Consider the following 13,683-nt stretch of genomic DNA (forward strand, 5'->3'; position numbering starts at 1 on the left):
CGCCAGCCTCGCCGCCGCGATCGACGTCGCGCCGGTCGACATGGCGACCGGCACCCTCGCCGACTGGCTCGTCGCGCTCGAAAAGACCCCGGGCGTGCGGAACGCCCCCGCGCTGCGCACCGCGGCCGAGGCGGAACTCCGCAAACGTCTCGTCTATGAAGGCACGCGCCTCGACCTCGTCGACGACGCACGCGCCCCTTGGTGGATGATGACCAGCGGCGACGAAATGGCGATCAAGGCGCTCGAAGCCGTGCTCGGCCGCAAAGGCTGGGAGGATGACGCGGGCAAGCTGATGGTCGGTGTCGCGCAGCGCCAGCGCAAGGGCCATTGGGACACCACCCCCGCCAACGCATGGGGCGCGGTTACCGTCCGCCGCTTCGCCGACCTCTATCCGGCGAATGCGATCACCGGCGTCACCAACATCGGCCTCGCGGGCGCCACCGCGTCGCAAAGCTGGCCGCTTCCCGCCGAACCGGTCGCGCCGCTCCGTGTCGCGCTCAATGCCGCGACGATGAGCCTGAAGCATGACGGCACCGGCACGCCATGGGCAACCGTCAGCGTCAAGGCGGCGGTGCCGCTCAAGGAACCGCTGAACGCCGGCTACCGGATCAAGCGTTCGGTCAGCATCGTCAAGGCGGCGAACAAGGACCGGCTGACGCGCGGCGACGTGATCAAGGTGCGGATCGAGGTCGTCGCGGCCGCGGGCCGGACGTGGGTCGTCATCAACGATCCGGTCGCGCCCGGCGCGACGATCGTCGGCAACCTCGGCGGCCAGTCCGAAATGCTTGGCCAACAGGCAGGCGGATCGGGCGCGCAGCCGAGCTATGTCGAGCGCGGCAAGGACAGCTGGCGCGGCTATTTCGGCTGGATGCCCGCGGGCACGCACGCGGTCGAATATGTCGTGCGCTTGAACGGCTCGGGCCGCTTCACCCTGCCGCCGACGCGCGTCGAGGCGATGTATTCGCCGGCGATCCGCGGCCAGTGGCCGAACGCGCCGCTGACGATCGCGAGCGTTGGGCAATGAGAAGCTAAGCCAAATCCCTCCCCTTCAGGGGAGGGGCAGCGAGACTTGGTCCGGCGCAGCCGGGCCCTTAGTCGAGCGGGGTGGGGGCCATCGGCCTTACGCCACTTCGATCGTCCCCACCCCAACCCCTCCCCTGAAGGGGAGGGGCTTATGTGAGTAGCCAGCATCAATTCGAAGCTCGACCAAAGGATAGAAATCCCCCGCAAACGCCGCTGGTTCGATGCACTGGCATGGGCCGCGCTCGCAGCGCTCATCCTCGTCACCGCCGCGCATCTCGCGACGCGCCCGCTCGCGATGCCCGCCTTCGACAAAGTCCGCGCCGACTGGCGCCCGAGCGAAGCCTGGCTCTACGACCGCGACGGCCAATTGCTCGACAGCGAACGCGTCAATTTCGAGCGCCGCCGCCTCGCCTGGGTGCCGCTGGACGATATCAGCCCCGCCGTCCGCACCGCCGTGGTGCAAAGCGAGGATCGCCGCTTCTGGTCGCACGGCGGGGTCGACTGGTTTGCCATCGCCAGCGCGCTCCGTGCGCGCCTGACGATGGCGGGGACCGGCGACCGCTCGCGCGGGGCCTCGACGCTCGCGATGCAGCTCGCCGCCTTTCTCGACCCCAGCCTCGCGCAGCCTGGCAAGCGCGACTGGCGGACCAAGCTGCGCCAGATGCGTGCGGGGCAAGCGCTCGCCGCAGACTGGACTCACGAGCAGATGCTCGAGGCCTATTTCAACCTCCTGCCTCTGCGCGGCGAGGCGCAAGGGATCGGCGCGGGCGCGCAGAGCCTGTTCGGCAAGAAGCCCGCCGAATTGAACCGCACCGATGCCGCACTTTTCGCGGGACTACTCCCGAACCCGGCCGCCGGCGCCGAAGCGCTCGGCCGTCGTGCGTGCCGCATCGCCAAAGCGAAGGATTGTTCGGCGATCCGCGCCGCCGCCGCGACGCTCGTCTCGGGCGAGCATGCCGCGCGCTTCGACCCCGCGCTCGCGCCGCACCTCGCCGTCCGCCTGCTCGACAAACCCGGCAAACACGTCAGAACGACGATCGACCGCCGCATCCAGACCGCGGCGATCGTCGCACTACGCCGCCAGCTCGCCGGGCTCGGCGCCGACCGGGTGCGCGACGGCGCGGTCGTCGTGCTCGACAATGCGACCGGCGAGGTGCTCGCCTATGTCGGCGGCGTCGGCCTCAAATCGACCGCCGGCGCGGTCGACGGGGCCAACGCGCGGCGGCAGGCGGGTTCCACCCTGAAACCGCACCTCTACGCGCAGGTGATCGAGCATGGCTGGCTCACCGCCGCGTCGATCCTCGACGACAGCCCCGTCCAGCTCGACACCGCCTCGGGCCTCTACGTCCCCAAGAATTACGACCATAGCTTCAAGGGGCCGGTCAGCGTCCGCCACGCGCTCGCCTCGTCGCTCAACGTCCCCGCCGTCCGCGCGCTCGTCATCGACGACGTCCAGCAATTCCGCGACCGCCTCTGGGCGCTCGGCTATCACGGCCTCGTCGAGGACGGCGAATATTACGGCTTCAGCCTGGCACTCGGATCGGCCGAAGTTTCGCTTGTCGAACAAGCCAATGCCTTCAGAACGCTAGCAAATATGGGGAAGTGGTCGCCGGTCACCTTCGACGCTACGCAGCATCTTCGCGAACATCCGCGACAGATCGTCACCCCTGCCGCCGCCTTCATCGTCGGCGATATCCTCGCCGACGCCTCCGCCCGCACCGACGCTTTCGGCGCCGACAGCGCGCTCCGCCTCCCCTTCTGGGCCGCGGCCAAAACGGGCACCTCGAAGGGCATGCGCGACAACTGGTGCATCGGCTGGTCCGACCGCTTCACCGTCGCGGTGTGGGTTGGCAATCTCGAGGGCGATTCGATGCGCGCCGTATCGGGCACCTCGGGCGCCGCGCCCGTCTGGCGCGATGTGATGCTTGCACTCCACGCCGGAAACTCCGGCAAGCCGCCCGCAATGCCCGCTGGCGTCGAAGCGCGCCAGATCGCGCTGCCCGGTACCCGCGAACCGCCGCGCCGCGAATATTTCCTCCGCGGCACCGCGCAGACCGAAATGGCCGCCGCGCCGCAAGCCGCGCGCCGCCCGCGCATCACCAGCCCGGTCAGCGGCAGCGTCTATGCGCTCGACCCCGACATCCCTGTCGACCGCCAGCGGCTCGCGGTCACGGTGAGTGGCGCGGTTTCGGGATACCGCCTGATCCTCGACAAGAAAGTGCTCGGCGATGCCGATACGGGGCAGCAGATATTGCCGCGGCCCGGCGTCCATATGCTGACGCTCGTTGATCCAGGCGGCCGAATGATTGACCGAGTGCGCTTTACCGTACGGTAAGCCGCGCCGAGCCATGAAATTAAGTTGCGCTGACGCGTGGAGAAGCTAGTCTGCCCCGCCATAAGACGGGCGGCAGTTCAGCCGCCCCCAAGGGGAAGATTATGCTATTTGACCGCGTAAAGCCGCTGGATGCCATTTTGGCGACCGCGGAGAAAAAGTCGCTTACGCGCACGCTCGGCGCCTTTCAGCTGACGATGCTGGGGATCGGCGCCGTGATTGGCACCGGGATTTTCGTTTTGACTGCCGAAGCGGCGCAGAAGGCGGGCCCGGGCATGATGGTCAGCTTCATCATCGCCGGTTTCGTCTGCGCCTTTGCCGCGCTCTGCTATGCCGAGATGGCCTCGATGGTCCCCGTATCGGGCTCCGCCTACACCTATAGCTATGCCGTGATGGGCGAACTGATTGCATGGATGGTCGGCTGGGCGCTGATCCTCGAATATGCGGTCGCCGCCGGCGCCGTTTCGGTTGGCTGGTCGGGCTATGTGGTCGGGCTGATCGAACACGCGTTCAGTATAGACATACCCTCGGCCTGGGTACTCGGGCCGTTCGATGGCGGGATGATCAACCTGCCGGCGATGTTCATCGCAGGCCTTGTTACGATGCTCCTCGTGATCGGCACGCGCGAATCGGCCACGATCAACGCGATTCTCGTGGTCATCAAGGTGACCGCGCTGACGCTCTTCATCATCCTCGCGGTTCCCGTGATGAACATGCAGAATTTCGAGCCCTTCGCGCCGCTCGGCATCGGCGGCATCGGCGCCGCCGCGGCATCGATCTTCTTCGCTTACGTGGGCTTCGACGCGGTCTCGACCGCGGCCGAGGAAACCAAGAATCCGCAGCGCAACATGCCGATCGGCCTGATCGGCAGCCTTGCGATCTGCACCATCTTCTACCTGCTCGTCGCCGCGGGCGTCATCGGCACCGTCGGCGCGCAGCCGGTCGGAATCGACGCTGCCGCAGGGCATGCGCTCGAACCCGGCAGCCGCGAACTCGCTGCCGCGTGTGGCGCAATCGGCGATCAGGCGGTGGTCTGCTCGAAGGAAGCGCTGGCATGGACGCTTCGCGAAATCGGCTGGCCGCAGATCGGCAACCTGATCGGCCTCGCCGCCGGTCTCGCGCTGCCGTCGGTCATCCTGATGATGATGTTCGGCCAGACCCGCATCTTCTTCGTGATGAGCCGCGACGGTCTGCTGCCGCAGGCCTTCTCGAAGATCCACCCGAAGTTCAACACGCCGCACGTGATCACGATCATCACGGGTATCGCGGTCGCGCTGTTCGCCGCCTTCTTCCCCGTGGGACAGTTGGCGAACATCTCGAATTCGGGCACGCTCTTCGCCTTTGCCGCGGTATCGATCGCGGTGATGGTGATCCGCCGCACCGATCCTGGCCGTCACCGTCCGTTCAAGACGCCGCTGATCTATATCACGGCGCCGATCGCGATCCTCGGCTGCCTCTATCTCTTCTTCAACCTCGACCAGAAGAGCATCAATCTCTTCCTGATCTGGGCTGCTATCGGCCTCGTCGTCTACTTCGCCTACAGCCGCTCGCGCAGCCATGTGGGTCAGGGACATGTCGAGGTGCACGAGGACGACGCGGACGCGCCGCCGCCGCCGGTTCCGCCGGCCCCGTCGTTCAACTGACAGTTCGAACCTGAAAAGGGAAAGGGGGCTTCGGCCCCCTTTCTTTTATTGCGGCCAACGGGTCCGCAACTGCTGGCAACCGGGAACGCCCTGGCCTTCTTCGCAACCGAAAGAAGGGGAATGAATGGCAGCTTCCCATCCCTAGGCGGATGAGCCTGTCACAAGCGCGGCACGGCGGAGATCAATACCCCAGCGTCGCTTCCAGAAACCAGATGCGCTGCTCCGTCTCGTCGGCCCAGCCGTCGACCAGCCCGCTGGTTGCGATATCGCCGCCGGATTCGGCCGCGACCTTCACTTCCCTGAGTTGCTCGAGCAGCGCCCTGTTGTCGTCCGCCAGCGTGCGGATCATCGCCTCGGCATCGACGCCCGCACGATCGTCGTCACGGATCGACGCGCGGCGGCTCACATCGCCGATCGAACGCAGCGTCGGCGCACCATTCTTGCGCACGCGTTCGGCGATCAGGTCGGTCGTCGCGAAAATCTGCGCCGCCTGCTCGTCGAACAGCAAGTGCAGTTCGCGAAAGCGCGGGCCCTGGACGTGCCAGTGATAATTCTTCGTCTTCAGATAGAGCGCGAAACTGTCGGCGAGCAGCGCGTTGAGCGCGTCGGCGACGGCGGGGACATTGACGGTCTTGTCGGACATGGGAGCATCCTTTCTGTTACCCCGCCGATATAGCGAAGCCGCACGATGCTTTCCCATTGAAGCTTTGGGTGAGCTTGATCGACAAAAACGATGAGAGTCCGTCCGGACGAATTGATTACCCGATCAGTCCGAAGGCGCCCAGCCCGGTACGGATTCCCCAGAGAGCCAGAATGAGCGCACTCGTCCAGCGCAGCACATGCGCCGCGCGCCGCTCCGCGAGCGCGGGACCAAAGGCGAGGAAGGGCAGCATCGCGAGGGTCCAGCCGACGAGGCCGCCCGCCGCGGCCCACTGGCCCGCTCCGCTGGTCGCGGCGAGCGCGCCGATCAGGAAATGGCTGCGGTCGCCGAACTGGCCGGCGAGCATCCGTCCTGCGAGAATCACCGGGGCTTCGCCGGCCGCATCGCCGGCGTCCGGTGCGGACCGCCCGCGCCAGAGCAGTGCGGCGGCTGCCGACAGCATCGCCAGCGCAACGAGCAGGGCTGCGACCCCCTGCCCGATCATCCCGTTCGCTATTGCGCCTGCGACTGCCGCAACGAGCGCATTGATGATGAAGGCACCGAACGCGATGACGACGGTGACGCGGCGGTCGGCGCGAACGCTCAGCAGGCGCGACAGATATGTCCCGCTGCGCCCGTCGGCATTGGCGAGCAGCACCGCCACCAGCGCAAGCATGATTGCATCCATGACGTCAGCTCTGATGTGTCAGGGGTTGGGCGTCAATGGCCCAGTCGTACGGCGACCGAAGCGAGCCACGCTTCCTGCGCGGCCGACGGGATCGGCCCCTGCGGTGCACCCGCGGCATCGCTCATCGCGTCGAGATAGGTCAGGATCGCGGCGCGATAGCCGCCACCCGCGACCGCCGATTCGAGGCGACTGGCCAGCGTTTCGACTGCGGCAAAACCGTTGTCGCGCGCAAGGCAGCGGATGTCGTCGATCCCCTGCACGATCTGCGCGAGCGCGCAGTGCGGGAGCGCTTCGGCCAGCGCGCCGATCTGGCCGGCGATCCGGCTCTGGATTTCCTGATGTTCGGCTTGGCTTCGCATCATCCACCCCCTGTCCTCACGGGAACGATGCGCTTTTTTGGTTAACGGGCGGTTAGCGGTGACCCGGGAGGCCGCCCAGCCCCTGCTTGCTGCGATACATGTCGCGGTCGGCTGCCGCCAATATGTCCGATTCGGTCATCCCGGTCTGGAGCATCGCGATGCCGAAGCACGCCGACAGCGCGATTTCATGGCCGTCATATTCGGCGGGCGCGGCGGTCAGCACGTCGCAGAGCCGGTCGACCTGCGCCCGCGCGCCGGTCTCGTTCGACTGGTCGAGGATTAGGCCGAATTCGTCGCCGCCGATGCGCGCCGCAACGTCGGTCGCGCGGATCGAGGCGGCGAGGCGCTTGGCGATTTCCATCAGCGCGAAATCGCCTGCGGCATGACCGAAATTGTCGTTGATGAACTTCAGCTGGTTGACGTCGATGAAAACGACGGCGGCGCGTTCGGCGTGACGCTCGAACCGCGCCATGCGGTGATGGATCGCGGTCAGGAAATAGCGGCGGTTGAACAAGGGGGTCAGCGTGTCGCGTTCAGACACCCGTTCCAGTTCGGCGACGGCGATCTTCAATACGCGGTTTTCGCGGCGCAACGCGTCGCGTTCCCGGCGTATTTCGCGCAGCTGGTCCTCGATGGAGTCAACGGAAACGGTGCCGAACTGGTCGACCGCGATCCGTGCCCCCCCTACGCTGTCCATTCAACGTCCCCGAAGCGAACCCATGTTCCCCGGCCCCATGCCGGTGGATATTGTCGGGCGACCCTAGCCGCGACTTGATACCAATCGGTAAACGCGCGCCGCATAATCGGTGCCGTTGCCCGCGCGCAAAGCAGTCGCTAGGGGGAAAGCGGCGGCGATTCATCGCGGCCCGCAGGAGGGATTGGGTGATGGGCGATAGCACGCCGCAAGTCGGTGTCATCATGGGCAGCCAGTCGGACTGGCCGACGATGGCGCACGCGGTCCAGATCCTCGAAGAATTCGGCATTGCGCACGAGGTGCAGATCGTTTCGGCGCACCGTACGCCCGATCGCCTCGTCGACTATGCCAAGGCCGCCGCGACACGCGGCCTCAAGGCCATCATCGCGGGCGCCGGCGGCGCCGCGCACCTGCCCGGCATGGTCGCCTCGATGACGCGCGTGCCGGTGCTTGGCGTGCCCGTCCAGTCGGCGGCCCTGAACGGCATCGACAGCCTCTATTCGATCGTCCAGATGCCCGGCGGCATTCCCGTCGCAACCTTCGCGATCGGCAAGGCGGGCGCGACCAACGCCGCACTCTTCGCTGCCGCGCTGCTCGCGAACAACGATCCCGGCCTCGCCGAAAAGCTCAATGGCTGGCGTGAAGCGCAGACAAACAGCGTCGCCCCCGTCCCTGTGCGCGAGGGCTGATCTGTTGCTCCCACCCGGTTCGACGATCGGCATCCTCGGCGGCGGCCAGCTCGGCCGCATGCTCGCTGTCGCGGCAGCGCAGCTCGGTTATCGCGTCCATATCTACGCTCCCGACCGCGAAAGCGTCGCCGCCGACGTCGCGGCGCAGCACACACAGGCGGCGTGGGACGACGAACCCCGCCTCGCCGCCTTCGCCGCGCATTGCGACGTGGTCACCTATGAATTCGAAAATGTGCCGGTCGACACGGTGCGCTTCCTGTCGGGGCATGTCGCGGTGCGTCCCGGCGTCGCAGGCCTCGAAATCGCGCAGGACCGGCTGGCCGAAAAGAATTTCGTTGCCGGGCTCGGCGGCCGCCCGGCGCCTTTCGCCGCCGTCCCCGACCGCGCCGCGCTCGACGAAGCGCTTGAACGGATCGGCGCTCCCGCAATCCTGAAGACCGTACGCATGGGCTATGACGGCAAGGGGCAGGCGCGCCTCAGGGCGGCCGCCGATGCCGACGCGGCATGGAACGCGATCGACCGCCACGCCGCGGTGCTCGAAGGATTCGTCTCCTTCGAGCACGAGTTTTCGGCGCTGATGGTGCGCGGTCTCGACGGCGAGACACGCTTCTGGGACTCGCCCGTCAATGTTCATGAAGGCGGCATCCTCGCAACGTCGAGCCTGCCGCCGCCCCCGGTCATTGCCTCGCAACAGGACGAAGCGCGCGCGCTGATGGCGAAGATCGCCGGGGAACTCGACTATGTCGGCGTCCTCACCGGCGAATTTTTCGCGACAGAAGACGGTCCGATATTCAACGAAATGGCGCCGCGCGTGCACAACAGCGGCCACTGGACGATCGAGGGCGCGGTGACGAGCCAGTTCGAAAACCATATCCGCGCCGTTGCCGGCCTGCCGCTCGGCAGCACCGCGACGCGCACGCTGCCGGTCACGATGCGCAACCTGATCGGCGCCGACATCGCGGACATCCCCGCGCTGCTCGCCGACGAAAATTGCCACGTCCATCATTATAGCAAGACCGAGGTGCGCGAGGGGCGCAAACTCGGCCACGCCACCTGGGTTGGAGCCTCTCCCGCATGAATCGACCCGAAATCACGCTGATCCTCGCGCGCGCCGCCAACGGCGTGGTCGGTGCCAACGGCAAGATGCCCTGGCACCTGCCCGCCGATCTCCGCCGCTTCAAGCAGCTCACGATGGGGCGCCCGATGATCATGGGGCGCAAGACCTTCGACAGCCTGCCTGCGATCCTCGAAGGCCGCCGCCACATCGTCCTCACCCGCGATCCCGACTGGCAGGATGAGGGCGCCGAGCCGGTGGCAACGATCGACGAGGCGCTGAAGCTCGCCAACGCGCCGCACGTGATGGTGATCGGCGGCGCCGAAATCTATCGCCTCTTCCTGCCCTTCGCCGACCGTATCGAGCTGACCGAGGTCGCGCTCGAACCCGGGGGCGATGCAATCATCGATTATCCCGCCGCCGCCGACTGGAACGAAAGCGCGCGCGAGGACCATCCCGCCGACGACGCCGGCCGCCCGGCCTACAGCTTCGTCACGCTGACAAGGAAATAGCCGATGCGTCGCTGGCTGACCGGAATCCTGCTCGTCGTCGCGGTCGCCGCGCTCGCCTTCTTCGCGCTCGCCCCGGGCATGCTCGAGCGCGGGATCAACAAGGTCGACGGCAAGCCCTTGCCGCAGGTCAGCGCACGCGCGCGGGCGCTGCACAAGACGCTGACGATCGTCGACCTGCATAGCGACACCCTGCTCTGGAAACGCGACCTGCTCGACCGCGCGGCCCGCGGCCACATGGACCTGCCGCGACTCGAAGAGGGCAATGTCGCGCTGCAAGTCCTCGCGAGCACGACGAAGTCCCCGAAGGGACAGAATTACGACGCCAACGGCAGCGACACCGACAATATCACGGCGCTCGTCATCGCGCAGCTCCAGCCCGTGCGGACGTGGAACTCGCTGCTCGAACGGTCGCTATGGCACGCCGAAAAACTCCATCGTGCGGTCGCGGCGTCGAACGGCCAGCTCGACGCGGTCACAACGCCCGAAAATATCGACGCGCTGCTCGCCGCACGCCGCGGCAAGGCGGTACCGGTCGGCGCGATGCTCAGCATCGAGGGGCTGCACGGCCTCGAAGGCAAGCTCGCCAACCTCGACAAGCTCTATGCCGCCGGCTTCCGCATGGCGGGGCTCACCCATTTCTTCGACAATGATCTCGCGGGGTCGATGCACGGCCTCAAGAAAGGCGGGCTCACCCCGCTCGGGCGGCAGGTCGTCGAAACGATGGAGGCGAAGGGCATGATCGTCGACATCGCGCATTGCTCGGGCGCCTGCGTCGCCGACATCCTCAGGATCGCGCGCCGCCCCGTCGTCTCCAGCCACGGCGGCGTGCAGGCGACGTGCAAGGTCAACCGCAACCTCAGCGACGCGCAGATTCGTGGCGTCGCCGCAACCGGCGGCCTCATCGGCATCGGATACTGGGACGCCGCGGTGTGCGACACCTCGCCCGCGAGCATCGCGAAGGCGATGAAGCATGTGAAGGACCTCGTCGGCATCCAGTATGTCGCGCTCGGCAGCGACTATGATGGCGCCACCACCGTCCGCTTCGACACGTCGAAGCTGGTGCAGGTGACGCAGGCGCTGATCGATGCCGGCTTCAGCGACGACGAAATCCGCGCCGCGATGGGCGGCAACGCAATTCGTGTACTGAAAGCGGGGCTCGTGCCCTTGACCCCACCCGCACTATGACACCGGCCTCAAAATCCGTTCGCCCCGAGCTTGTCGAAGGGTCGTTCTTTCTTTTGGCGTGGCAAGAAGAACGGTGCTTCGACAAGCTCGGCTCGAACGGGGGAAGGGTGACGGGACGATGATCCGCCTCGACGGCCATAACCGCATCGACGACGCCCTGCGCGGCGGCGTGATCGCGCTCGGCAATTTCGACGGCTTTCACGCGGGCCATCAGGCGGTCGTCAGCCGCGCCGTCCGCCATGCGCGGGACGAAGGCCGCCCCGCGATCGTCGCGACCTTCGATCCGCACCCGGTGCGCTTCTTCAAGCCCGACGTCCCGCCCTTCCGCCTCACCACGCTCGACCAAAGGCAGGAATTGTTCGCCGCGGCGGGCGCCGACGCGATGCTCGTCCTGCCGTTCGATGGGGCGCTCGCGGGGACGACGGCGGAAGATTTCATCACTGGGCTTTTGCTCGATCGCTACGGCGCAGCGGGCGTCGTCACCGGCGCCGACTTCGTCTTCGGCAAGGGCCGCGGCGGCAATGTCGTGACGCTCGCCGACCATGCCCGCCGCCTCGGCTTTTTCACCGAAATGGTCGCCCCGGTCGACGATAGCGAGGAAGTGATCTCGTCGAGCCGCATCCGCGAAGCGCTGCAGGCGGGCGACTGCGCCGCCGCGACGCGGCTGCTCACCCGCCCCTTCACCGTGCGCAATATCGTCCGGCACGGCGACAAGAATGGCCGCCTGCTCGGCTTCCCGACCGCGAACCTCGAAATGGGGCAATATCTGCGCCCGCGCTACGGTATCTATGCGGTCACCGGCAGGCTCCTTGGCGAAGGTCCGGGGGGCCGCATCCTCAAGGGCGCCGCGAACCTCGGCATCCGCCCCAGCTTCGATCCGCCCAAGGAATTGCTCGAACCGCATTTCTTCGATTTCGCCGAAGATCTCTACGGGCAGGAAATCGACGTCGCCTTCCATGCCTTCATCCGGCCCGAGGCGAAGTTCGACGACATGGACGCACTGATGGCGCAAATCGCGGCCGATTGCGACGAGGCGCGCAAATTGTTGACTGACATATAGTCATCGTCACCCCGGACGTGATCCGGGGTCCAGACGACGCGGCGGGAATGGATGCCGGATCAAGTCCGGCATGACGAGGGGGGACGGAATGACCGACAATGATTGGGCGACCGCCCTCGAAGGGCCGCCCAAAAAGCCGATGAAGCGGCGCACAAAAATCCTGCTCTGGGTCTTCGCGCTCGTCGTCGCATGGTTCACGCTCAGCAACGCCAGCTGGCTCGCTCCCGACGCGCAAGGCAAGCGCGTGCTGATCGCACACCGCGGGGTGGCGCAACTGTTCGATCATGCCGGCGTCACCGGTCAGACCTGCACCGCGGCACGAATCCGTCCGCCCGAACATGACTATATCGAAAACAGCCTGCCCTCGATGAAGGCCGCGATCGGCCGTGACGCGGGCATGGTCCAGCTCGACGTCACGGGTACCCGGGATGGGCAGGTCGCGGTCTTTTCCGACGCGGCGCTCGATTGCCGCACCGACGGCGAGGGCGAAATCCGTGACCGCACGATGGCCGAATTAAAGGCGCTCGATATCGGCTATGGCTACACCGCCGACGGCGGCAAGACCTTCCCGCTACGCGGCAAGGGCGCCCACCTGATGCCCAGCCTCGACGAGGTGCTGCGGGACCTCGGCCATGCCTCGCTGCGGATCGATTTCACGTCGCGCGATCCGAAAGAGGCCGAACTCGTCCTCGCTGCCTTCGCGCGCGCGGGGATCGATCCCGATCAGCCGCGCTTCGGCTTTTCGGGCGCCGCGCGGCTGATGGAACTGATCCGTGCCAAGGCACCGAAGGCGTGGACGATGGACCCCGACGCTGCGAAGCGCTGCACCGCCGACTATATCCGATACGGCTGGTCGGGCTGGTATCCGCCAAGCTGCACCGGCAGCACGATCATCGTGCCGCTCGACCGCCAATGGGCCTATTGGGGCTGGCCCGACCGCCTGCAGGACCGCGCCGCCAAGCACGGCACCCGCATCCTCCTCACCGGCCCGCGCGGCGACGGGGCCGACGGCCCGGGACTGAGCCAGGTCCAGCAACTGACCAAGGTACCCGCCAGCTTCACCGGCTATGTGGGGATCGACGACATCTACAATCTCGGCCCCGCGCTGCGCCCGCGGCAGAAATAGGCGGGGAGCAGAGATTGCTCCGGTGCGGACAAAGGTGATCCCCGGCGAAAGCCGGGGCCCATTATAACGCCGCATCATGAAGCAAGGCTGGATTTACATTCTCACCAACAAGCGCAACGGCACGCTCTACATTGGCGTGACCAGCGACCTCCCGCAACGCATATGGCAGCATCGAGCAGGGCTGGTTGGCGGTTTCACGCATAAATATGGGCTCAAGATGCTCGTCTGGCACCAGCATTTCGAGAATCTCCACGACGCCCGTCGCCGCGAGGTCCAGATGAAAGAATGGAAGCGTGCGTGGAAGATCAAACTGATCGAAGCGATCAACCCCGAATGGCGCGATCTCTATTTCGAGCTTCTGCGCTAGCTTTCTGGGCCCCGGCTTTCGCCAGGGTTCACGATGGCAGCTGGCAATTTGTGATCCCCGGCGAAAGCCGGGGCCCAGCGCGCCATGCGCAATCGTGAAGGTTTGCTCCCGCGCAAATCTGCGCTAAGCGGCGCCACCATGACCGAGAGCACGCCCGCCGCCGAACAGCGCGATTATCGCGACACCGTCTTCCTGCCCAAGACCGACTTTCCGATGAAGGCCGGCCTGCCGCAGAAGGAGCCGGAGCTCTTGAAGCGCTGGCAGGATATGGGCCTCTACAAGCGCCTGCGCGCCGAAAGCAAAGGCAAGCC

13 protein-coding genes and 1 pseudogene are annotated in these 13,683 nt (G+C 66.5%); 10 read left to right on the forward strand and 4 right to left on the reverse strand.

Features of this window, described 5'->3' with window-relative positions; translation table 11 throughout:
• The 3 genes and pseudogenes from VGD20_RS17945 to VGD20_RS17955 form a co-directional block, all read left to right on the forward strand.
• Positions 1 to 1,024, forward strand: a pseudogene (locus VGD20_RS17945) (alpha-2-macroglobulin); the annotation flags it as partial.
• A 294-nt stretch (positions 1,025 to 1,318) separates the two neighbouring features.
• Entirely contained in the window at positions 1,319 to 3,358 is a 2,040-nt protein-coding gene (pbpC, locus tag VGD20_RS17950) for a penicillin-binding protein 1C (RefSeq protein WP_331135744.1), read from the forward strand.
• A gap of 101 nt (positions 3,359 to 3,459) precedes the next feature.
• Positions 3,460 to 4,998: an amino acid permease gene (locus VGD20_RS17955; protein ID WP_331135745.1), complete on the forward strand. Its 1,539-nt coding sequence runs from the start codon at positions 3,460 to 3,462 to the stop codon at positions 4,996 to 4,998.
• A gap of 181 nt (positions 4,999 to 5,179) precedes the next feature.
• Here VGD20_RS17955 and VGD20_RS17960 read toward each other — a convergent pair whose 3' ends face one another.
• The 4 genes from VGD20_RS17960 to VGD20_RS17975 all read right to left on the reverse strand — a co-directional run bounded on the left by VGD20_RS17960 (position 5,180) and on the right by VGD20_RS17975 (position 7,382).
• Positions 5,180 to 5,641, reverse strand: coding sequence for a DNA starvation/stationary phase protection protein (locus tag VGD20_RS17960; RefSeq protein WP_331135746.1), 462 nt, complete (start codon positions 5,639 to 5,641; stop codon positions 5,180 to 5,182).
• 115 nt (positions 5,642 to 5,756) lie between these two features.
• Positions 5,757 to 6,326 (reverse strand): hypothetical protein, encoded by a 570-nt coding sequence (locus tag VGD20_RS17965; protein ID WP_331135747.1) that lies wholly within the window; start codon positions 6,324 to 6,326, stop codon positions 5,757 to 5,759.
• Between the two features lie 32 nt (positions 6,327 to 6,358).
• Positions 6,359 to 6,688 carry a hypothetical protein gene (locus tag VGD20_RS17970; RefSeq protein WP_331135748.1) on the reverse strand — a complete coding sequence of 110 codons (330 nt, stop codon included), beginning with the start codon at positions 6,686 to 6,688 and terminating at the stop codon, positions 6,359 to 6,361.
• A gap of 49 nt (positions 6,689 to 6,737) precedes the next feature.
• Complete coding sequence (locus VGD20_RS17975) at positions 6,738 to 7,382, reverse strand: GGDEF domain-containing protein (protein WP_331135749.1); 645 nt, start codon at positions 7,380 to 7,382, stop codon at positions 6,738 to 6,740.
• 188 nt (positions 7,383 to 7,570) lie between these two features.
• Here VGD20_RS17975 and purE point away from each other — a divergent pair, with 188 nt between their 5' ends.
• The 7 genes from purE (at position 7,571) to VGD20_RS18010 (ending at position 13,372) form a co-directional block, all read left to right on the forward strand.
• Complete coding sequence (gene purE, locus VGD20_RS17980) at positions 7,571 to 8,068, forward strand: 5-(carboxyamino)imidazole ribonucleotide mutase (protein ID WP_331135750.1); 498 nt, start codon at positions 7,571 to 7,573, stop codon at positions 8,066 to 8,068.
• Between the two features lie 4 nt (positions 8,069 to 8,072).
• Positions 8,073 to 9,146, forward strand: coding sequence for a 5-(carboxyamino)imidazole ribonucleotide synthase (locus tag VGD20_RS17985; RefSeq protein ID WP_331135751.1), 1,074 nt, complete (start codon positions 8,073 to 8,075; stop codon positions 9,144 to 9,146).
• The gene (locus VGD20_RS17990; protein WP_331135752.1) at positions 9,143 to 9,634 is read left to right on the forward strand and encodes a dihydrofolate reductase; all 492 of its coding nucleotides are present in this window, start codon (positions 9,143 to 9,145) and stop codon (positions 9,632 to 9,634) included. Before VGD20_RS17985 ends, VGD20_RS17990 begins: the two co-directional genes overlap by 4 nt.
• Before the next feature lie 3 nt (positions 9,635 to 9,637).
• On the forward strand, positions 9,638 to 10,819 hold the full coding sequence (locus VGD20_RS17995) for a dipeptidase (RefSeq protein ID WP_331135753.1): 1,182 nt from the start codon (positions 9,638 to 9,640) through the stop codon (positions 10,817 to 10,819).
• Positions 10,820 to 10,937: 118 nt separating this feature from the next.
• Entirely contained in the window at positions 10,938 to 11,879 is a 942-nt protein-coding gene (locus tag VGD20_RS18000; protein ID WP_331135754.1) for a bifunctional riboflavin kinase/FAD synthetase, read from the forward strand.
• Positions 11,880 to 11,967: 88 nt separating this feature from the next.
• A complete protein-coding gene (locus VGD20_RS18005) occupies positions 11,968 to 13,005 on the forward strand; it encodes a glycerophosphodiester phosphodiesterase family protein (protein ID WP_331135755.1) in 1,038 nt (345 codons plus the stop codon).
• A 76-nt stretch (positions 13,006 to 13,081) separates the two neighbouring features.
• Entirely contained in the window at positions 13,082 to 13,372 is a 291-nt protein-coding gene (locus VGD20_RS18010) for a GIY-YIG nuclease family protein (RefSeq protein WP_331135756.1), read from the forward strand.
• The last annotated feature ends 311 nt before the right edge of the window (positions 13,373 to 13,683 follow it).

Source organism: Sphingopyxis sp. (assembly GCF_036402335.1).
GTDB lineage: Bacteria > Pseudomonadota > Alphaproteobacteria > Sphingomonadales > Sphingomonadaceae > Sphingopyxis.

Coding starts and splice junctions, on each gene's coding strand:
- purE (WP_331135750.1), top strand. CDS start 7,571: ATGGGCGATAGCACGCCGCAAGTCGGTGTCATCATGGGCAGCCAGTCG.
- VGD20_RS18005 (WP_331135755.1), top strand. CDS start 11,968: ATGACCGACAATGATTGGGCGACCGCCCTCGAAGGGCCGCCCAAAAAG.
- VGD20_RS18010 (WP_331135756.1), top strand. CDS start 13,082: ATGAAGCAAGGCTGGATTTACATTCTCACCAACAAGCGCAACGGCACG.
- VGD20_RS17990 (WP_331135752.1), top strand. CDS start 9,143: ATGAATCGACCCGAAATCACGCTGATCCTCGCGCGCGCCGCCAACGGC.
- VGD20_RS17970 (WP_331135748.1), bottom strand. CDS start 6,688: ATGATGCGAAGCCAAGCCGAACATCAGGAAATCCAGAGCCGGATCGCC.
- VGD20_RS17975 (WP_331135749.1), bottom strand. CDS start 7,382: ATGGACAGCGTAGGGGGGGCACGGATCGCGGTCGACCAGTTCGGCACC.
- VGD20_RS17965 (WP_331135747.1), bottom strand. CDS start 6,326: ATGGATGCAATCATGCTTGCGCTGGTGGCGGTGCTGCTCGCCAATGCC.
- VGD20_RS17955 (WP_331135745.1), top strand. CDS start 3,460: ATGCTATTTGACCGCGTAAAGCCGCTGGATGCCATTTTGGCGACCGCG.
- VGD20_RS17995 (WP_331135753.1), top strand. CDS start 9,638: ATGCGTCGCTGGCTGACCGGAATCCTGCTCGTCGTCGCGGTCGCCGCG.
- VGD20_RS18000 (WP_331135754.1), top strand. CDS start 10,938: ATGATCCGCCTCGACGGCCATAACCGCATCGACGACGCCCTGCGCGGC.
- pbpC (WP_331135744.1), top strand. CDS start 1,319: ATGCCCGCCTTCGACAAAGTCCGCGCCGACTGGCGCCCGAGCGAAGCC.
- VGD20_RS17960 (WP_331135746.1), bottom strand. CDS start 5,641: ATGTCCGACAAGACCGTCAATGTCCCCGCCGTCGCCGACGCGCTCAAC.